At 64.2% G+C, this 18,945-nt stretch carries 21 protein-coding genes; 14 read left to right on the forward strand and 7 right to left on the reverse strand.

Annotated features, from left to right (window positions below; translation table 11 throughout):
- Positions 1 to 6: 6 nt before the first annotated feature.
- From MTR64_RS05255 to MTR64_RS05280, 6 genes are read left to right on the forward strand one after another with little or no spacing between them, the layout of a single operon-like run.
- Positions 7 to 525, forward strand: a complete 519-nt coding sequence (locus tag MTR64_RS05255; RefSeq protein ID WP_243991416.1) for a GNAT family N-acetyltransferase — start codon at positions 7 to 9, stop codon at positions 523 to 525.
- A 50-nt stretch (positions 526 to 575) separates the two neighbouring features.
- Complete coding sequence (locus MTR64_RS05260; protein WP_243991418.1) at positions 576 to 1,121, forward strand: DUF1285 domain-containing protein; 546 nt, start codon at positions 576 to 578, stop codon at positions 1,119 to 1,121.
- Positions 1,118 to 1,723 (forward strand): CoA pyrophosphatase, encoded by a 606-nt coding sequence (locus tag MTR64_RS05265; RefSeq protein ID WP_243991420.1) that lies wholly within the window; start codon positions 1,118 to 1,120, stop codon positions 1,721 to 1,723. The genes MTR64_RS05260 and MTR64_RS05265 overlap by 4 nt, the downstream gene beginning before the upstream one ends.
- Entirely contained in the window at positions 1,716 to 2,888 is a 1,173-nt protein-coding gene (locus MTR64_RS05270; RefSeq protein WP_243991422.1) for a CCA tRNA nucleotidyltransferase, read from the forward strand. The genes MTR64_RS05265 and MTR64_RS05270 overlap by 8 nt, the downstream gene beginning before the upstream one ends.
- Complete coding sequence (locus MTR64_RS05275; RefSeq protein ID WP_243991424.1) at positions 2,885 to 3,580, forward strand: retropepsin-like aspartic protease family protein; 696 nt, start codon at positions 2,885 to 2,887, stop codon at positions 3,578 to 3,580. Before MTR64_RS05270 ends, MTR64_RS05275 begins: the two co-directional genes overlap by 4 nt.
- Positions 3,559 to 4,206: a retropepsin-like aspartic protease family protein gene (locus MTR64_RS05280; RefSeq protein WP_243991426.1), complete on the forward strand. Its 648-nt coding sequence runs from the start codon at positions 3,559 to 3,561 to the stop codon at positions 4,204 to 4,206. Before MTR64_RS05275 ends, MTR64_RS05280 begins: the two co-directional genes overlap by 22 nt.
- 36 nt (positions 4,207 to 4,242) lie before the next feature.
- On the opposite strand, the gene parC is transcribed toward MTR64_RS05280, so the two are convergent.
- The 4 genes from parC to MTR64_RS05300 form a co-directional block, all read right to left on the reverse strand.
- On the reverse strand, positions 4,243 to 6,531 hold the full coding sequence (gene parC, locus MTR64_RS05285) for a DNA topoisomerase IV subunit A (protein ID WP_243991436.1): 2,289 nt from the start codon (positions 6,529 to 6,531) through the stop codon (positions 4,243 to 4,245).
- Between the two features lie 79 nt (positions 6,532 to 6,610).
- Positions 6,611 to 6,943 (reverse strand): 2Fe-2S iron-sulfur cluster-binding protein, encoded by a 333-nt coding sequence (locus MTR64_RS05290; protein ID WP_243991437.1) that lies wholly within the window; start codon positions 6,941 to 6,943, stop codon positions 6,611 to 6,613.
- A gap of 1 nt (position 6,944) precedes the next feature.
- Positions 6,945 to 8,024, reverse strand: coding sequence for a cysteine desulfurase family protein (locus MTR64_RS05295; protein WP_243991438.1), 1,080 nt, complete (start codon positions 8,022 to 8,024; stop codon positions 6,945 to 6,947).
- Positions 8,021 to 9,064, reverse strand: coding sequence for a cysteine desulfurase family protein (locus MTR64_RS05300; protein WP_243991439.1), 1,044 nt, complete (start codon positions 9,062 to 9,064; stop codon positions 8,021 to 8,023). The genes MTR64_RS05295 and MTR64_RS05300 overlap by 4 nt, the downstream gene beginning before the upstream one ends.
- 131 nt (positions 9,065 to 9,195) lie before the next feature.
- Here MTR64_RS05300 and MTR64_RS05305 point away from each other — a divergent pair, with 131 nt between their 5' ends.
- On the forward strand, positions 9,196 to 9,852 hold the full coding sequence (locus MTR64_RS05305) for an alpha/beta hydrolase (protein ID WP_243991440.1): 657 nt from the start codon (positions 9,196 to 9,198) through the stop codon (positions 9,850 to 9,852).
- A 39-nt stretch (positions 9,853 to 9,891) separates the two neighbouring features.
- On the opposite strand, the gene MTR64_RS05310 is transcribed toward MTR64_RS05305, so the two are convergent.
- Positions 9,892 to 10,104 carry a hypothetical protein gene (locus tag MTR64_RS05310; RefSeq protein ID WP_243991441.1) on the reverse strand — a complete coding sequence of 71 codons (213 nt, stop codon included), beginning with the start codon at positions 10,102 to 10,104 and terminating at the stop codon, positions 9,892 to 9,894.
- Between the two features lie 76 nt (positions 10,105 to 10,180).
- Between MTR64_RS05310 and MTR64_RS05315 the strand changes: the two genes are divergently transcribed.
- Positions 10,181 to 12,055 (forward strand): DUF885 domain-containing protein, encoded by a 1,875-nt coding sequence (locus MTR64_RS05315; RefSeq protein ID WP_243991442.1) that lies wholly within the window; start codon positions 10,181 to 10,183, stop codon positions 12,053 to 12,055.
- Between the two features lie 64 nt (positions 12,056 to 12,119).
- On the opposite strand, the gene MTR64_RS05320 is transcribed toward MTR64_RS05315, so the two are convergent.
- Both MTR64_RS05320 and MTR64_RS05325 read right to left on the reverse strand, forming a co-directional pair.
- Positions 12,120 to 12,473: a hypothetical protein gene (locus MTR64_RS05320; protein ID WP_243991443.1), complete on the reverse strand. Its 354-nt coding sequence runs from the start codon at positions 12,471 to 12,473 to the stop codon at positions 12,120 to 12,122.
- A gap of 111 nt (positions 12,474 to 12,584) precedes the next feature.
- Positions 12,585 to 14,201, reverse strand: a complete 1,617-nt coding sequence (locus MTR64_RS05325) for a phosphoenolpyruvate carboxykinase (protein WP_243991712.1) — start codon at positions 14,199 to 14,201, stop codon at positions 12,585 to 12,587.
- Between the two features lie 232 nt (positions 14,202 to 14,433).
- Here MTR64_RS05325 and MTR64_RS05330 point away from each other — a divergent pair, with 232 nt between their 5' ends.
- From MTR64_RS05330 to MTR64_RS05355, 6 genes are read left to right on the forward strand one after another with little or no spacing between them, the layout of a single operon-like run.
- Positions 14,434 to 15,204, forward strand: coding sequence for a response regulator transcription factor (locus tag MTR64_RS05330; protein WP_243991445.1), 771 nt, complete (start codon positions 14,434 to 14,436; stop codon positions 15,202 to 15,204).
- Positions 15,197 to 16,789, forward strand: coding sequence for a sensor histidine kinase (locus MTR64_RS05335; protein ID WP_243991447.1), 1,593 nt, complete (start codon positions 15,197 to 15,199; stop codon positions 16,787 to 16,789). Before MTR64_RS05330 ends, MTR64_RS05335 begins: the two co-directional genes overlap by 8 nt.
- The gene (locus tag MTR64_RS05340) at positions 16,786 to 17,223 is read left to right on the forward strand and encodes an HPr kinase/phosphorylase (RefSeq protein WP_243991449.1); all 438 of its coding nucleotides are present in this window, start codon (positions 16,786 to 16,788) and stop codon (positions 17,221 to 17,223) included. The genes MTR64_RS05335 and MTR64_RS05340 overlap by 4 nt, the downstream gene beginning before the upstream one ends.
- A gap of 45 nt (positions 17,224 to 17,268) precedes the next feature.
- Positions 17,269 to 18,213, forward strand: a complete 945-nt coding sequence (rapZ, locus tag MTR64_RS05345) for an RNase adapter RapZ (protein WP_243991451.1) — start codon at positions 17,269 to 17,271, stop codon at positions 18,211 to 18,213.
- Positions 18,214 to 18,261: 48 nt separating this feature from the next.
- Positions 18,262 to 18,666: a PTS sugar transporter subunit IIA gene (locus tag MTR64_RS05350; RefSeq protein WP_243991453.1), complete on the forward strand. Its 405-nt coding sequence runs from the start codon at positions 18,262 to 18,264 to the stop codon at positions 18,664 to 18,666.
- Positions 18,663 to 18,941, forward strand: a complete 279-nt coding sequence (locus MTR64_RS05355) for an HPr family phosphocarrier protein (RefSeq protein WP_243991455.1) — start codon at positions 18,663 to 18,665, stop codon at positions 18,939 to 18,941. Before MTR64_RS05350 ends, MTR64_RS05355 begins: the two co-directional genes overlap by 4 nt.
- Positions 18,942 to 18,945 lie beyond the last annotated feature (4 nt).

Raw genomic sequence — 18,945 nt, forward strand, 5'->3', positions numbered from 1 at the left:
CGCGCCATGTCGGAAACCGCCACCATCATCCCGCTCGACAATGTCGATCCCGTTCTGATCGAGCAGCTGCTCGACTGCGCGTTCGAGCCCGAGCGACGCCAGCGCACCGCCTACAAGGTGCGCGAGGGCGTGGACTGGTTGCCCGCGCTGAGCTTTGCCGCGCTCGATGGCGACGAGATGCTCGTCGGCTCGATCCAGTGCTGGCCGGTCGCGCTCAACGACGAGAACGGCCGCGCACATCCGATGATCATGGTCGGCCCGGTCGCGGTCATGCCCGATCGTCAGGGCGAAGGCTTCGGTCAGGCACTGGTCTCGGCCAGCCTGTCGTGCATCGATTCCCGCGCGCCGCTGCCGCAGGTGATGATCGGCGATCCGGAGTACTACGGCCGCTTCTGGGGCTTCACCAATCAATACACCGGCGGCTGGGACCTGCCCGGCCCGTTCGAACAGGCCCGCCTGCTGGTGCGCTGCGAGAACCCGGCGGTCTTGCCTGAAAAGGGCATGCTCGGCCCCTGGTTGGGGTAAAGCGCGCACTGGACCTTGGCGGGCGGCACCCTATCTGGCATCGCGAGACGATGCCTTATGAACCGCCCCCCGAGCTTGCCACGCTTTCGCTGGCAGAAGCTGCCGAACTGGTGGCGGCACGCAAGCTGCCGCCGGTTTCGCAGTGGTCTCCGGAGACCGTGGGCGACAGCGAAATGCGCATCTCGCCAGACGGACGCTGGTTCCATCAGGGCGGCGAGATCAAACGCCCGGCGATGCTACGCGCTTTCGCCTCACTGCTGCTGCGCGACGAGGCCGGGCAACACTGGCTGGTCACGCCCTCGCAGAAGCTGTCGATCGCAGTGGACGATGCGGCGTTCATCGCCATTGACGTCAAGCAGGATGGCGATGCGCTCGTCTTCAAGCTAAATACCGACGACCTCGTAATCGCCGGGCCCGATCATCCCATCCGTGCCGAGGGCGATCCCGATACGCCCGCGCTCTATGTGGGCGTACGCCATGGCACCGAGGCCCGCCTCAACCGCAGCACTTACGCCCAGCTCGTGGAGATCGCGCTGGCAGGCGACGACCTGTCAGTGAGCAGTCAGGGCATGACATTCCCGCTGCAACCGGCATGACGACGCTCTACGATCAGGTCACCCGCCGCTTCGAGGCCGGGCACGCCAAGGCGCCGCCTGCGCTGTGGATCGACCCGCGCACCTACGAAATGCAGGATTTCAAACCCGCTGCCGTGCTGATCGCCATTACCGAACGCGAGCGCCCCGGCATGCTGCTATTGCATCGCCCGTCCACCATGCGCGCACACCCCGGACAGATTGCCTTTCCCGGCGGCCGGATCGATCCCGGCGAAAATCCCGTAGAGGCCGCATTGCGCGAGGCCAACGAGGAACTCGGCATCGATCCCGGCAAAGTTCGCGTCATCGGCACCAGCGATCGCTATCGCACCGGCAGCGGCTACGAGATCACCCCGGTTCTGGGCGTCGTTCCACCCGACCTCACCATCTATCCCAATCCGGCGGAAGTAGCGCAGTGGTTCGAGGCACCGGTCGATTTCGTGCTCGATCCCGCCAATCAGGCAACCCGCACGGTCGACTACGAGGACCGCAAGCACTCCTTCGTCGAGATCACATGGTCGGACGGGCGGCAGGATCACGTTATCTGGGGCGTTACCGGCGCGATCCTGCATAATCTTGCGCATAGACTGGAATGGCATGACTGAGCGCCTCGACGCCCCCTGGATGCACCGTGAAGGCCTCGCCGGACTCAATGCCGCGCTGGGCGAAGGCAATGCGCGCTTCGTCGGCGGCGCAGTGCGCGACACCTTGCTGGACCAGCCGGTCAAGGACATCGACATGGCAACCCTGCTGCGCCCTGAAGAGGTGATCGAACGCCTCAAGGCAGCCGGCATCCGCAACGTGCCCACCGGCATCGAGCACGGCACGGTCACCGCCGTCCTGCCGGAAGGTCCGGTCGAGATTACAACCCTGCGCCACGACGTCAGCACCGACGGCCGCCGGGCCACCGTCGCGTTCGCCAGCGACTGGAAGGAGGACGCGGCGCGGCGCGATTTCACCATCAACGCGCTCTATGCCGATCCCGCTACCGGCGAAATCTTTGATTACTTCGATGGCCTCGGCGATCTCGCAAAGCACCATGTCCGCTTCATCGGCGACGCCCATGAGCGCATTCGTGAGGATCACTTGCGCATCCTGCGCTATTTCCGATTTCAGGCGAGGTTTGGATCGCAACCAGCAGATGTTGAAGCGGAAAGTGCCTGCTCGCAACTCGCCGCCTCACTCAAGGGGCTGTCCCGCGAGCGCGTGGGCATGGAAACCATGAACCTGCTCGGTCTGCCCGATCCGGCACCGACGGTGCAGCGCATGGCCGAACTGGGCGTGCTGGCGGTCATCCTTCCCGAAGCCGATCCGCAAGCGCTCGCTGCGCTGATCGTTCACGAGCGGGCTCAAGGCGCCGCGCCTGAGGCGCTGCGCCGCCTTGCCGCGTTGCTGCCCGCGCAAGTCCCGCTTGCCGAACAGGTCGCCTCGCGCTTCCGCCTGTCCGGTGCACAGAAGAAACGTCTCGCCACGGCAGCAGCCCGCGAAGCACAGCCCGGAGATGCCCGCGCCCTCGCCTACCGCCTTGGCCGTGACAGCGCGCTCGACCGCCTACTGATCGCCGGAGCCGATACTGCTCCGCTGGACGGCTGGGACCTCCCGGTATTCCCGCTCAAGGGCGGGCAGATCGTGGCCCGCGGCGTCGGCGCCGGGCCGGACGTGGCCCGCCTGCTGCGGCAGGTCGAGGATCGCTGGATCGTCGAAGGTTTTCCCGATGAAAGCCGTGTCGAAGCGCTGCTCGACGCGGAGCTGGCAGGCCGCGCCGCGTGAACCTGGGCGAACTCGGCAGCTTCCTTTACGACCAGCCGCTGCTTGCCCTGACCATTGCCGCAATCCTGCTGGCCGTGCTGGCGGGGATGGTCTCGGCGAACCGCCCGCAACTCGGACATGGCCTCCGCAACACCGCCTATCTCGGTCTTGGCGGCGCGGCCCTGCTGACAGTGACGCAAGTGGCCTTGCACAATACCCACTCTGAGGCCGCCTTATGGCTGGATGGCACACGCCCCGCATCCGTCGAAGGCAATGAGACCGTGATATCCCAGCGCGCCGATGGGCATTTCTGGGTCGAGGCGCAGCTCAATGGCACGCCAGTGGAATTCCTTGTCGATACCGGTGCGACATACACCGGGGTATCCGCCGCCACGGCCGAACGCGCGGGACTGATGCCCGAGGAGGGCACTGAAGGCATGGTTCTCGATACCGCCAATGGGCCGATCGTGGCCCGCAAGGCCACCGCCGGTTCACTGCGCTTTGGCGGGATCGATGCCAAGGGGCTCACAGTCGCAATCGCGCCTGACACCGAGAGCGATATCAACGTGATCGGGATGAATTTGCTTTCTCAGCTCGCCAGCTGGCGGGTAGAGGACAACAGGCTGATCCTTCTCCCGCATGGCGATTGCGAGTCAGCCACCCGCAATCTTGGAACGGCTAAAGTGCGTCCATGGGACTGCGCGAAACCCTAGAATACCTGTCATCCCAGCCTCTGCTGGCGCTGGCACTGGGCGGCATATTCGTCAGCGTGTTCGGCGGCATGATGCGGCGCGGCGCGCCCATTCTGGGCGGCTTCCTGCGCGGCGTGGGCAATCTCGGACTGCTGGCCGTGTTCCTGCTCACCATTGCACAGGTCACGCGGTTCACGACCGGCACCGATATCGCCCTGCCCCAGCTCGGAATGCCGAGCCAGAGCGTGGAAGGGCAGGAAACGCGCGTACCGATGCAGCCGGATGGCCATTTCTGGATACGCGCCAGCGTGAACGGCGTGAAGCGGGATTTCCTCGTCGATACAGGCGCGACGCTCACCGCCATTTCTCCCGGCACCGCGAACCGCGCCGAAATACAACGCGGCCCACTCGACCGTTCGGTTCTGATGCACACTGCCAACGGAACCATTCAGGCGCAGGTCGCAACGATCGATAAACTGCGCATGGGCAACATCGTCGCTCGCCAGCTGGACGCGGTGGTTGCGCCGGGCCTCGGCGATGCCAATGTCATCGGGATGAACCTGCTCTCGCGCCTCGCCAGCTGGCGGGTTGAGAACAACACGCTCATTTTGGTGCCCCACCATCCGCAAGCAGCGGAAGAGACCTGACACAAAATTCTTTCCCCCATCAAGGGGGAGGTAAGATTAGAACTTGTTGTCGCGCGGGAAGCCATTCGGCGGCATGCGGCCAGCCGCACCGCGCGCGACTTTCCACATCACCATGTCCTTTTCGGTCCGGGTGCGGCCACTGTCGCCGCCCATGGTCCAGGACAGTCCGTCTTCCAGCTTGAGCGTGGTCACGTCGGACATTCCGCCGTCGCGGTAGCGCTGCAGGGTGACGCCCTGTCCCTTGGCCATGACCGGCAGTTCCTCGAGACTGAAAATCACCAGCTTGCGGTTGTCACCCACCACTGCGACGTGATCGTGCTCGGGCGGAATCTCGCGCACGATCATCAGCTGGACGCCCGGCTTGGTGGACATCACCGCCTTGCCCTTGCGGGTCTCGGCCAGAATTTCGTCGGTCTCGACCGCAAAACCGCGCCCGGCGTTGGAAGCCAGCAGCAGCTGCGTCTTGGGCCTGTGCGGCATGGCGGCGGTGATCTGCGCATCGGAATCGATATCGACCATGGTGCGGATCGGCTCGCCGAAACCGCGTGCACCGGGCAGCTTGTCCGCCCCCAGCGTGTAGAACCGGCCATTGTCGACCGCGATCAGGATCTTGTCAGTGGTCTGCGCGTGGAAGGCGAAAGCCGGGCCGTCGCCTTCCTTGAACTTGAAATCACCGTCCAGGGCCACATGCCCCTTGGCCGCGCGAATCCAGCCCTTGGCCGAAAGGATCACCGTCACCGGTTCCTTCTCGATCATCGCGTCCATCGAGAATTCGATCGTGGGTTTGGCCTGTGCAATGGTGGTCCGGCGACGCCCGAGTTCGGTATCCTCGGCGTAGTCCTTGCGCAGCGTGGTCAGGTCCCGCTTGATGCGCGTACGCTGCCGGGCCGGGCTTTCGAGCAGCTTCTGCAGGTCATCCTGCTCCTTCAGCAGGTCCGCGTGCTCCTGCCGGAGTTCCATTTCCTCCAGCTTGCGCAAGGAGCGCAGCCGCATGTTGAGGATCGCCTCGGCCTGCCGGTCCGTGAGGTTGAACTCCGCCATCATCACCGCCTTGGGCTCATCCTCGGTGCGGATGATCTCGATGATCCGGTCGAGGTTGAGGTAGGCAATGATGTAGCCTTCGAGCAGTTCCAGCCGCGAGGCGATCTTGTCGAGCCGGTGCCGGGTGCGGCGCAGCAGGATGTCGATCTGGCTGTAGGTCCATTCCTGCAGCAGCAGTTTCAACCCCAGCACGCCTGGCGTGCGGTGCGCGTCCAGCACATTGAGGTTGAGGCTGAACCGGCTTTCGAGATCGGTGAGCCGGTAGAGACTTTCCTTCAGGAGTTCCGGGTCGACATTGCGGCTCTTGGGCACGAAGACGATGCGAATCTGCTCGTCGCTTTCGTCGCGCACATCTTCGAGGATCGGCAGTTTCTTGTCGGCGATGAGCTGGGCGATCTGCTCGATCAGCTTGCCCTTGGCCAGCATGTAGGGGATTTCGGACACGACGAGCTGCCACTGGCCGCCGCCGAGCTTCTCGATGCCGGTCTCTTCCCAGTTGCCCGCCGTATCCTTTCCCGTAGAGAAACGCCCGCGCATGCGGAACGCACCCTTGCCGGTCTCATAGGCGTGGCTGATCGCCTCCGGGCTATCGACCACGAGGCCGCCAGTGGCAAAGTCCGGTCCCTTGAACACTTCCATCAGCTGGGCGTGCTCGGCGTGGGGATTGTCGATCAACATCAGCGTCGCATCGATGATCTCGGCGACATTGTGGCTGGGGATCGAAGTCGCCATGCCCACGGCGATGCCCGTCGCGCCATTGGCCAGCAGGTTCGGAAAGAGGCCGGGGAAGATGTCCGGCTCGCTTTCCTCGCCATTGTAGGTCGGAATGAAATCGACCGTGCCTTCGTCCAGCCCGGCCATGAGCTGGATCGCGGTCTTGGTCAGCCGCGCTTCGGTGTAGCGGTAGGCGGCGGCGTTATCGCCGTCGATATTGCCGAAGTTGCCCTGCCCCTGCACCAGCGGATAGCGCAGCGAGAAATCCTGCGCGAGGCGGACCATCGCGTCATAGACAGAGGCATCGCCATGCGGGTGATACTTACCGATGACGTCGCCGACAACGCGCGCGGACTTCTTGTAGGCACTCGCCGGATCGAGCTTGAGCTGTCGCATCGCCCATAGCAAGCGGCGGTGCACCGGCTTCAGACCATCCCTGAGGTCCGGCAGCGAACGCGCTGTAATCGTGGACAGAGCATAGACGAGATAGCGCTCCGACAGGGCAGCGTCGAAAGGCGCATCTACGATTGCGTCGAAAGGATCGGATTCGTCGTCGGTCGTACTCACCATGGCCGAAGAGCCCTAGCAATGGGAACGTCGCGGCGGAAACCCCGGCATTCAGGTTTTCCGCCGTTGTCTTGCAGGTCTATCAGCCGATCTGCATATCGTGCGACATGCCCGGGATACGGACCTCGATCCCGTCGAGCGCATCGGTCAGCTCGATCTGGCACGAAAGGCGGCTAGTGCGCGCAACGCCTGCGGCAAGGTCCAACATGTCCTCTTCCTCCATCGAGGCTGGCGGCAGCTTATCGAACCAGTCGGGCGCGATGATTACATGGCAGGTAGAACAGGCCATCTGCCCCTCGCAAGTGCCCTCCAGCGGCATCCCTGCATTCTGGCCCACTTCCAGCAGACGTGCGCCCGGCTCGGCCTGCGCCGGCACCTTGCTTCCGTCAGCCGTTACAAAAAGCACATTCAGCAATTCAGACTCCCTGCGCCGCCGCAGCGGCATCTATTTTAGCGCAGGCATCCTCCAGTTCCCCGGCGGCAGTATATCGCCCGAATCCCAGACGGATAGAGGCTTTGGCATCCTTGTCGGACAATCCCAGCGCCCGCAGCACATGACTGGGCCGGCCCGACCCGCTGGCACAAGCCGATCCGGCGGAAAAAGCAATGCCGCGCAAGTCCGACATCAGGCGGGCAACATCGAGCCCGGGCAGGCGCAAGTTGAGATTGCCGTGCCAGCGCTGCGAGGCCGATCCGTTGAGCGTCCAGCGTGAAAGGATCGTCCGGGCACGCGTCCACAAGTCCTCGACGAGTGCGGCATCGTCCTCCATGCGCGTCTTGGCCAGTGCGGCCGCCGCACCAAAGCCTGCGCATAGTGCCGGGCTCAAGGTGCCGGAACGCAAGCCCTGCTCCTGCCCGCCGCCATAGATCAGCGGTTTGATCTCCAGCCCGTCACGCACCCACAGCGCGCCGATCCCCTTGGGGCCGTAAAGCTTGTGCCCCGATACCGCGATCATATCGGCATTACTCGGAGGCGCCAGCTTGCCAGCGCCCTGAACTGCGTCGCACAGGAACAGCGCTCCTGCCGCGTGCGCGCGTTCAGCCCAAGCCTCGACCGGCTGGATCGTCCCGATCTCGTTGTTCACCTGCATGACGGCGACAAGGCCAATGCCCGCCTCAATGGGAGTGTCCGGATCGGTCAGCCCTTCGGCATCGACGGGAATTACTTGCGCTCCCGGATCAAGCACCCGCGTCGTATCGAGCACTGCCGCATGTTCGATGGCCGAAACTGCAAAGCGCCGCGCGCCGCTGCCCGCCATGGCGAGATTGATCGCCTCGGTCGCGCCGGAGGTAAAGATCACCCGGCCGCCCGGCGGCAACAACGAGGCCACTTGCACGCGTGCCACCTCCACGGCAGCGGCGGCTGCACGGCCAGGCCGGTGCGGACTGTGCGGATTGGCGAACCCCATGGTCTCGGGTCCGGCAAGCCAGGTCAGCATCTCCTCGCGCGCTTCCGGTGCGAGCGGCGTGGTCGCCTGATAGTCGAGGTAGATCATGCCTGCACCCTGATCCCGGCCACCTGCTTCCAGGCATCGATGAACCGGGCCACGTCCGTTTCGGTCGTTTCCCTGCCGATCGACACGCGGATCACTTCGGCAGGGTGCGGATAGTTCATCGCCTCCAGGACATGGCTGGTCTTGAGCGAGCCTGAGGAACAGGCGCTGCCTGCCGAGACGGCAATGCCCATGGCATCGAACCGGATCAGTTGAACATTGGCCGGTTTGCCCGGCATCCGGTACGCACCGATCGTGGGTGAGCGTTCTGCCTCGGCCGCAACAACCTCGCCCCCGGCCTCTGTCATGATCTGCTCCAGAATGCCACGCAGACGTGTTGCTTCGTTCATCCAGTCTGACCCCGCTTCCAGCGCCTCGGCCATGGCCAGAACGCCGGGCAAGTTCTCTGTGCCCGGCCGGTAGCCGCGTTCCTGCCCGCCGGTGGGATGGAGCAAGTTCCAGTCCCGCACCAGCAAGGCGCCGACGCCGATCGGACCTCCGAACTTGTGCGCCGAAAGCGCGATCAGGTCCGCATCCGGCAGGGGGATCTTGCCCGCCCCTTGTGCGCAATCGGCCAGCAGCACGCCGCCCGCGGCCCTCACTGCCGCGACGATAGCCGCCAGGTTCTGAACAACACCGGTCTCGCTGTTAACCTGCTGCACAGCGACGAGCCCGTTGATGCCCGCGCTTCCCGGGCTCACCCGCCCGCATGGGTCCACGTCCACACGGACCGCATCCCCGGCCAGGCGCAGCACGGAATCGTGTTCAACAGGGGAGACTCCCGAAAGCGGTACCTTCGAACGACCGATGGCAAGCGCCAGCGCCTCGCTCGCGCCCGAGGTGAACACCACCTCGCCATCCCACCCCAACGCTCCTTTCACTCGCGCGCGGGCATCCTCCAGCGCTGCACGGGCAGCGCGTCCCTCCGCGTGCGGGCTCGAAGGATTGGCCCAGACGGCCGCGCCGTGCAGCCACGCTTCGCGCGCTTCAGGGAGCAACGGGGTGGTCGCGGCGTGGTCGAGATAAATCCGTTTGTCTGGCATGGCTTGTAAAGTTGTTTTCAACGCAAAGATTTCTATATAGCGAACCTTCCCTTTTCCACTCCCGTACAGCGCAGGCGAGCCCATTCGCTGCCGCCGTGCGGGAGTTTCAACAGGTCAGGCCAGAAAAAATTATGCCCGCAGTCATTTTCCCCGGTCCCGAAGGTCGCCTCGAAGGCCGGTTCCAGCCCGCCCCGCGCCCGCGCGCACCGGTTGCGATGATTCTCCACCCGCACCCGCAGGCGGGCGGCACGATGAACGACCGCATCACTCAGCACCTCTACAAGACCTTCGTCAACCGCGGGTTCGCAACGCTGCGCTTCAACTTCCGTGGGGTCGGCCGCAGCCAGGGCAGCTTCGACAACGGCATCGGCGAGCTGTCGGACGCAGCCGCCGCGCTCGACTGGGTGCAGTCCATCCACCCGGAAGCCCAGACCACCTGGATCGCCGGCTATTCCTTCGGCGCGCTGATCGGCATGCAGCTTCTGATGCGCCGTCCGGAAATCCGCGGCTTCATCTCGATCGCGCCGCCGGCCAACATGTACGACTTCAGCTTCCTGGCCCCCTGCCCGGCCTCGGGCATCATCGTGCAGGGCACCGCCGATACCGTGGTGACGCCGAATGCCGTTCAGAAGCTGGTCGACAAGCTGCGCACGCAGAAGCACATCACGATCCACCACGACGAGATCCCCCGCGCCAACCACTTCTTCGAGCACGAAACCGAAGACCTGATGCGCTCGGTCGACAACTATCTCGACATGCGCCTCTCGCCGGATTGTCCGATCAAGTAAGCCGCAGCGCTTTTGCAAAGAACAGGCAGGCGCCGGGGATCACTCCGGCGCCTGTTCCTTTTGAGCCTCGCTGGAAAGCGACTTGCCCTCCGGCGTGGGCAGCGTCCAGATCGCGATGTTGATCGCCATGATCACTGCGAGCGCCAGCATCAGCATGGCCTGCTTGCGGTACCCCTGCCTCCGGAACAGCACCAGGCTTCCCAGAACAAGGGCGATAGCGGTCAGCACGAGCAGCGAAAGCGCAATATTCATAGGCCACTGGTAGCCCAGACAAACGCCCCGCGCGAGCCGGTTTGACACCGCTTTTTCCTGCGGCCATCACCCGTAAATGAAAAACACCCCCCGAAACGATACCTTCACCGTGCGCCGCCCGGTTTCCCGGCGCGACACCCTCCACCTGCTTGCTGCCGGGACCGCCGGGATCGCACTGAGCGGCCTGGTCCGGCCGCTGACGGCATCCGCCAGCGCGGAAGCCGCCACAACTGGCGCAGCCGCGCTGGACGCGATTGCCTGGCGCCTGCTGGACCATCAACCCGAACGGGCTACCGGTCTGGGCGTCGACACTGGCGAAAACGCCGGCCTTCGCTACCGTCTCGAAGACCGCTCGCAAGACGGCGTGAATGCGCTTGCAGCAAAGCTGCGCGAAGATCTTGCCAGGATCGAAGCCATCGACACCACTGCGTTCGACTACTCCACCCGGACCAGCTTTGCGGTGGTGAAGAGCGCTTACGCGACGGCGCTGGATGGCTTCGCTCAGCCTTATGGCGATGTCGCCGTCGGCAGCTGGCGCAACACGCCCTATGTGGTGATCCAGAACGTTGGTGCCTACCTCGACACGCCGCGCTTTCTCGATGCCGATCACCCGGTCCACACCGGGCAGGATGCTGACGCCTACATCGCCCGTCTGGGCCAGATGGACGAACAGCTCGATGGCGAGCTCGGCCGGATGCGCAGCGCAGCGGACAAAGGCCTGATCGCCCCGGATTTCCTGTTGGACCGTGCGATCGCACAAATGACCAGCACGATAGCCGATGCCCGCGACGGCGGAGGCGGCATGGTGCAGTCGCTGGTCAAGCGCACGGCGGACATTCCCGGCGACTGGGAGAAACAGGCCCAGCAGGCCGTCGCGGAGGAAATCGTCCCGGCCCTCGAACGCCAGCTCGCCGAACTGCAGCGCCAGCGCGGCCTCGCCACCGGCGATCCCGGCATGCGTGAGCGCCCGCAAGGCGCCGAATTCTATGCCTGGGCCCTGCGCGCCAGCACCACCACGCGCGTCCCGGCAGAAGAAATCCATCAGCTCGGCAAGGACCAGCTCGCCGAGCTGCATGGCCGCATGGACCCGATCCTCAAGAGCCTCGGCTATACGCAGGGCACCGTGGGCCAGCGCATGACGGCGCTGGGCAGCGACAAGCGGTTCATGTTCCCCGAGGGCGATCCCGGCCGCAAGGAAATCCTTGCCTTCATCCAGAAGCGCATCGACTGGATCCGCGCCCAGATGCCGCGCGCATTCCGCCACCTCGTGCAGGGCAACGTCGAAGTCCGCCGCCTGCCCCTGGCCGAAGAACCCGGCGCGCCGACGGCCTATGGCGGCGCGGGATCGAAGGACGGGAAGATTCCCGGCAAGATGTGGATCAACCTGCGCACGACGGACCTGCACCGCAAGTACGACCTGCCCACGCTGGTCCATCACGAATCGATCCCCGGCCACGTCTGGCAGGGCGAGTACGCGAACCGCCTGCCGCTGATCCGCTCGATCCTGGCATTCAATGCCTATTCGGAAGGCTGGGCACTTTACGGCGAACAGCTGGGCGACGAACTCGGCGCCTATGATGATGATCCGGTAGGCCGCTTGGGCTATTTGCAGTCGATTGCTTTCCGCGCCTGCCGCATGGTCGTGGATACCGGGCTGCATTCGCAAGGATGGACCCGCGAGCAGGCCGTCCAGTTCTTCATGGAGAAGAACGGCAACAAGCGAGAGGAAGTGGTCAACGAAGTGGACCGCTACTGCTCATGGCCCGGACAGGCCTGCGGCTACAAGATGGGCCACAACCAGATCAACCGACAGCGCGAACGCGCCATTGCCGCGCTTGGTTCAGCCTACGATCTGCGAGATTTCGATCAGGCGGTCGTCGACGGCGGCAATGTGCCGCTCGATGTGCTGGCCGACAACATCACCGCCTATATCGAGGCTGCCAGGGTCTGAGCACGAACGGGTCCGTCATCCCCGCCCAGACGGCGATGACGGACAATTTTCCGATGGACCGCGATTACGACTTGCCGAAGAACCCCTTGGCCATGTCGGTCAGATCATCGATGGCGCTGCCGTCGCCGTCCCGGTCGAACAGGGCGGTAAGTTTCGACGGATCAGAGGCAAACTGGCTGGCAATCTGGCTGAGCGAACCTTCGCCGCCGATCGCCGCAATGATCTGCTGGATCATGGCAAGATCGAGCCCGGTCTTCTGGGAAGCAAGCTGCGCTGTGTCGCCCGGCTGCTGATGGGCCGCACCCAAGGCCGCAATGGCCTTTTCGGCCATCGCCGGATCGATGCCGAGTTGACTGGCAAGATTACCCACGTCCGCGTGTTCGCTGACCTGGCTCAGGATGCCGTCGAAAAGTCCCATGAGCGGTTCTCCATTGTGATGAACCGCGCCATCATGCCCCTGTTTCGTGACAAAACAAAGGGCCCCGGAACCAAAGTTCCGGAGCCCTTCGTTCATTCGTTGTGACGGCGATCAGGCCGAGACCGAAGCCTTGGGCGCAGCCTCGCGCACACCTTCGTCGACATGGGCTTCGAACTGTTCGAAGTTCTCGATGAAGGCATTGACCAGCGTCCGCGCGGTCTTGTCGTACTCGTCCTGATCAGCCCAGGCGCCGCGGGGATCGAGCAGCTTGGGGTCGACACCAGCCACTTCCACCGGAACCTCGAAACCGAAGTTCGGATCTTCCTTGAACTCGGCGCTGTTGAGGCTGCCGTCGAGCGCGGCATTGAGCAGCGCGCGAGTGGCCTTGATCGGCATGCGGCTGATGCCTTCCATGGTGGCCTTGCCGCCCGACCAGCCAGTGTTGACCAGCCAGCACTTCACACCGCCCTTGGCAATGCGCTCCTTGAGGAGGTTGCCGTAGATGGTGGGGTGGCGCGGCATGAACGGCGCACCGAAGCAGGTGGAGAACGTGGCTTCCGGTTCGGTCACGCCGATCTCGGTGCCCGCGACGCGCGCGGTGTAGCCCGAGAGGAAGTGATACATCGCCTGATCCGGGGTGAGACGCGCGATCGGCGGCAGAACGCCATAGGCATCCGCGGTCAGGAAGATGATGTTCTGCGGAACCGGGCCGAGATTGTGCGCCGAGCAGTTCGGGATGAAGTCGATCGGGTACGACCCGCGGCTGTTCTCGGCCAGCGAGTTGTCGTCGAGGTCGATCTTGCGGGTTTCCGGATCGATCACGACGTTTTCCAGCACCGTGCCGAAACGGCGGGTGGTGGCATAGATTTCCGGCTCGGCCTCTTCCGAAAGTCGGATGACCTTGGCGTAGCAGCCGCCTTCGAAGTTGAACACGGCGGTATCCGACCAGCCATGCTCGTCGTCACCGATCAGCGTGCGCGACGCATCGGCCGAAAGCGTAGTCTTGCCGGTGCCCGACAGGCCGAAGAACACGGCAGTGTCACCATCAGGACCGATGTTGGCAGAGCAGTGCATCGGCATCACGCCCTTGACCGGCAGCAGGTAGTTGAGAATGCCGAAGACCGACTTCTTCATCTCGCCCGCGTAAGCGGTACCGCCGATCAGGATCAGCTTCTCGGTGAAGTTGACCGCGACCACGGTCTCGCTGCGGCAGCCATGGCGCAGCGGGTCGGCGCGGAAGCTCGGCAGGTCGATGATGGTGTATTCGGGTAGGAAGCCTTCGAGTTCTTCCGCCTTGGGACGCACCAGCAGGGTGCGGATGAACATGTTGTGCCACGCGAATTCGTTGATCACGCGGACCTTGACGCGGTGCTCGGGCTGCGAGCCGCCGAACAGGTCGGCGACGTAGAGCTTGTCCTGCTTTGCCACCGCGGCAAGGAAATCTTCCTTCAGCGCTGCGAAATGCTCCGGGGTCATCGGGACATTGGTCTTGCCCCACCATACGGTGTTTTCGGTTTCGGCGTCCTTGACGATGAACTTGTCCTTGGCCGAGCGTCCGGTGTGCTTGCCGGTTGCGACGACGAAAGGACCATCTGCCGAAAGCACCCCTTCCCCGTTGATGATAGCCTGCTCGACCAGCGGCGCGGTACCGAGGTTCGCGAAGATCTGCGCCGAAGTATTGATACCCTGGTTTTCGAGCGGGTAGCTAAGGGAAGCGGTCAATGTCATCTCCTCCAAAAGATCGCACACCAAGTGCCGCCCTGGCGCGCATATCTGCAATTCTCATGCAAGAATCGGGTCGCGCATAGTCGACACGCCCTTTTCCGTCAAATTCACACCAATTAAAACCTTTCACCGCCCAAATTTGAAACAATTGATCCCGGTTTGGCTAAGATTGTCAGCAGGAGCGCAAGGCGCTAGGCACAGGCCTTTGGTTCGCTAAGGGAAACCAGCCAGCATCATGGCCGATGCCCACACGCCCCCTGCCGCCCCTGCCGAGGCAAGCACCCCCGCAGCGCCGCGCCAGCAGACCATCGCCCTGGTCGATGACGACCGCAACATCCTGACCACTGTTTCGATCGGCCTGCAGGCCGAAGGTTTCGCAACGCGCGTCTATACCGATGGTGAGGCGGCACTGAAGGCGTTGCTCGAAAATCCTCCCGACCTGGCCATCTTCGACATCAAGATGCCGCGCATGGACGGGCTGCACCTGCTCAAGGCCCTGCGCGAAAAGTCGAGCCTCCCCGTGATCTTCCTGACGTCCCGGGACGAAGAACCGGACGAAGCCCTGGGCCTCGCCATGGGCGCGGATGACTACATCACCAAACCCTTCAGCCAGCGGCTGCTGGTCGCCCGTATCCGGGCCATCCTGCGCCGCAGCGACCTGGCCCGGACTGCCCCGGAGGACACCAGCCATGCCGATCTGCCCGAGCCAGTCGTGCGCGGCCGCCTCCAGCTCGATCCGGCACGCCATCAGGTGACGTGGGACGGAAAGCCGGTGTCGCTGACGGTAACTGAATTCCTGATCCTCGAAGCCATGGCATTGCGGCCGGGCGTGGTGAAGAGCCGCAACCAGCTGATGGACGCAGCCTACAGTGAGGACGTCTACGTCGACGATCGCACGATCGACAGCCACATCAAGCGCCTGCGCCGCAAGTTCCGGGCCGTCGATCCCGAATTCGGCGCGATCGACACGCTCTATGGCGCCGGTTACGCCTTTACCGATGGCTAGTACACCAAGACCCGCAGCGCCGGGCAAGCCGCCCCCGGGTTTGGCGGCAAGACTCGGCCTGCCCTGGCGCATCTCGCTGACCGCGCGCATTCTGGCGGTCAACATCATTGCCCTGGCGCTGCTGGCCGGCAGCCTGTTCTATATCGACAGCTACCGGCGTGAGCTGCTTGCCGAACGATACCGCCTTGCCAAATCCGAAGCGGACATCACCGCCGCAGCACTGGAAAACGAGACAGTGGAACGCCAGCGGCAGCTGATCACGCGCATCGGATCGGAACAGGACCTGCGGTTGCGGCTGTTCGCCCCGGACGGCACGCTGGCTGCGGACAGCTTCAGGCTGGCACCCCCATCCTACCAGTTGATCGATCCCGCCTCCGAACCATGGTATCAGGACGCCGCGCGCGTACTCGACCGGGGCATGGACTTCCTGCTTGGCGCCCCGGAAATCCCGGCCTACCACGACCCGGCCGACGCCAGTGCCAAAGCCTGGCCGGAAATTGCGGCAGCACTGGCGCTCCGGCAGACCAGTGTCAGTCACAAGGCCGCGCCCGACCAGACGCCGGTGATCATCGCGGCCACGCCCGTCGGCACCACCGGTGGCGCACTGCTCGTGACCCGGAACGCGCGCGACATCACCGAGAACGTGCGCATGGCGCGCCAGACGCTGGCCATCATCGTCGGCGGCGCGCTCGGCGTCTCGATCTTGCTCTCGCTGTTTCTCGCGCGCACCATCGTCGAACCGCTGCGCAAGCTGGTGCGGGCCACGGTGCGCGTGCGGCTCGGCCGTGACCGCAGCGTCGTCATCCCCCGCCTGCCTGACCGCCGCGACGAGATCGGCCTGCTCGCCCGCGCGGTCTCCGACATGAGCGGCGCCCTGCGCCAGCGCATCGACGCGGTCGAGAGCTTCGCCGCCGACGTCGCCCACGAACTCAAGAACCCGCTCACTTCACTGCGCAGCGCGCTGGAAAGCCTCGACCGGGTCGAGGCCCCCGACCTGCGCCGCCAACTGATTGGCGTCGCCAAGGACGACGTGCGGCGGATCGACTTTCTCGTCACCGAAATCGCCGACGCCAGCCGGATCGACGCGCAGCTCAGCCGCACAACGTTCGAGCCGGTCGACATGCTGCGGCTGGTCCAGGCCCTGGTCAGCGAGCGCGGCCAGCGCGGCGTCAACGGCACATGCGCGGTTTCGATCGTGCGTGAAGGGGAATGCGATCTCGTCGTGCCCGGAGACGCCCCGCGCCTCGAGCGCGTGTTGCAGAACCTGCTCGACAACGCGGTGTCGTTCTCGCCCGAAGGCAGCGCCATCGAAGTCGTACTGGCCCGCGCCAATCAGCGAGTGGAGATCGCCATCTCGGATCATGGCCCCGGTATTCCTGAACCCTCGCGTGAGCGCATTTTCGAACGTTTCCATTCGCTGCGGCCTGACAGTGAAGAATTCGGCAAGCACTCCGGGCTGGGTCTCGCCATCGCACGTACCATTGTCGAAGCGCATTTCGGCAAGCTGGTGGCGACCGACCGGACTGATGGCGCACCCGGCGCGCGGTTCGTCCTATCCCTGCCCGGCTGGCAAGACGACGAATGACCACTGCTGCCACCCCCATCGTGCGCCAGGCCGGCTGCGTTGCCATCGGCGGCCGGGGCATCCTGATCGAAGGGGCTCCGGGAACCGGAAAATCGTCCCTGGCGCTGACTCTGGTCGACCGCGGTGCCGAACTGGTGAGCGATGACGGCGTGCTGCTGGTGGCCGAAAACGGCCGCGTGATCGCCCGCCCTCATCCGCGCACCCGCGGACTGATGGAAGTGCGCAACCTTGGCGTTCTGACCTTCCCCTTCCGCAACGAGGCCCCCGTCGCGCTCGCAATCGCGCTCGATCCCGAGGCGCCGCGCTATATCGAGGAGCCTGACACCACCGAAATCGCTGGACTGGCAGTGCCGCTGGTGCGCATCTGGCCTGACGCTCATCCTCCCGCAATCAAGGTGGAACTGGCCTTGCGGCAGTACGGATTGCAATTCTGAAATCGCCCCCTTTCCTTTCGGCTCGCTGCGGCGCAAACAGGTGGCATGGGCGTTAATTCCGGGGAAATCGAGACAAGGTCCGGCAGGCAGCGCGTGCTGCTCGTCACCGGCATGCTGGGCGCAGGCAAGACGACGGCACTGCGCGTTCTCGAAGACCTGGGCTGGGAAATCGTCGACAACTTCCCGATCCGCCTGCTCGACGGCCTGATCGAAAGCGCGCCCGAAACCGGAGAGGAAGCCCGCACCCCGCTGGCCATCGGCTTTGATTCCCGCACCCGCGGCTTCAACCCCGACCGCATCATTGCCCAGGTCAAGGCGCTGGAAGGACGCGACGACATCGAGCTCAGCACCCTGTTCCTCGATTGCTCGAGCGCAGAGCTGGAACGTCGCTACAACGAAACGCGCCGCCGCCACGCACTGGCTTCCGACGCTCCGGTTTCCACTGGCATCCGCGCCGAGCGCGAAGTGCTTGCGCCGCTGCGCCGCTGGGCGGAAATGCTGATCGACACGAGCGGGTACACGTCCAACGACCTGCAACGCGTGATTCGCGAACGATTCGCATCCACGGCAAACGAGGAAATGACTGTCACGGTCTCCAGCTTCGGCTTCTCCCGCGGCATGCCCCCGGTGGCCGATCTGGTCTTCGACATGCGTTTTCTCGACAATCCGCACTGGGACGCGGAACTGCGCCCACAGACGGGTCAGGACCCGGCAGTCGGCAACTACATCCGCAGGGATCCGGCCTTCGAAGAAGCGTTTGCGCGTATCCGAGATCTCCTCCTTCTGCTCCTTCCGCGCTACCAGGCACAGGGTAAGGCCTACGTCCACATTGCCTTCGGGTGTACCGGAGGGAGACACCGTTCCGTGTTTACCGCCGAACAGATTGCAGCAGCCTTGCGTCAAGCAGGATTTTCGCCCACATTGCTGCACCGCAACTTGGGCTCGCGAGCAGCCGATCTTCTGGAAGGGGGTCCGCGGCGTGAAAAATGAAACCAATGCCCGGGTGCGTTTGCAGGAAATTCGGAGCGCACTTCCAGCATGATCGGTATGATCCTGGTTACCCACGGCAATCTCGCCGAGGAATTCGTCCATGCCATGGAGCACGTCGTTGGCGATCAGGCCGATGTCGTGACAGTGTGCATCGGCCCCAACGACGATATGGAACGCCGCCGCAGCGAAATCGCCGAGGCCATCACCAAGGTGGACAGCGGCTCGGGCGTCATAATCCTCACCGACCTTTTCGGCGGAACGCCCTCCAATCTGGCGATCTCGCTAATGCAGGCAGGCAAGGTGGAAGTGATCGCGGGCATCAACCTGCCCATGCTGATCCGTCTCGCCAAGGCGCGCGAATGCATGTCTGTACGCGATGCTGCCAATGCCGCACGCGATGCCGGGCGGAATTACATAACGATAGCAAGCGAATACCTGGGACAGGATGCATGATCGATTGCCGTGAAGCGGTGCTGATCGTCAACAAGCGTGGATTGCACGCGCGGGCCAGCGCCAAGTTCGTGAACCACGTCGCCGAACTGCCCGCCGGCATTCTGGTAACTGTTTCAAAGGAAGGCACTTCCGCTGCCGGAAGCTCGATCCTCGGGCTGATGATGCTGGGCGCGGCCAAGGGCGATACCATCGAGATTGCCTGCAGCGGCGACGGCGCGGAAGGCGCGCTGTCCACGCTGGCGACGCTCGTCAGGGATGGTTTCGGCGAAGAGTAACGTC

The sequence above is a fragment of the Novosphingobium album (ex Hu et al. 2023) genome, assembly GCF_022832385.1.
Taxonomy (GTDB): Bacteria; Pseudomonadota; Alphaproteobacteria; order Sphingomonadales; family Sphingomonadaceae; genus Novosphingobium; species Novosphingobium album.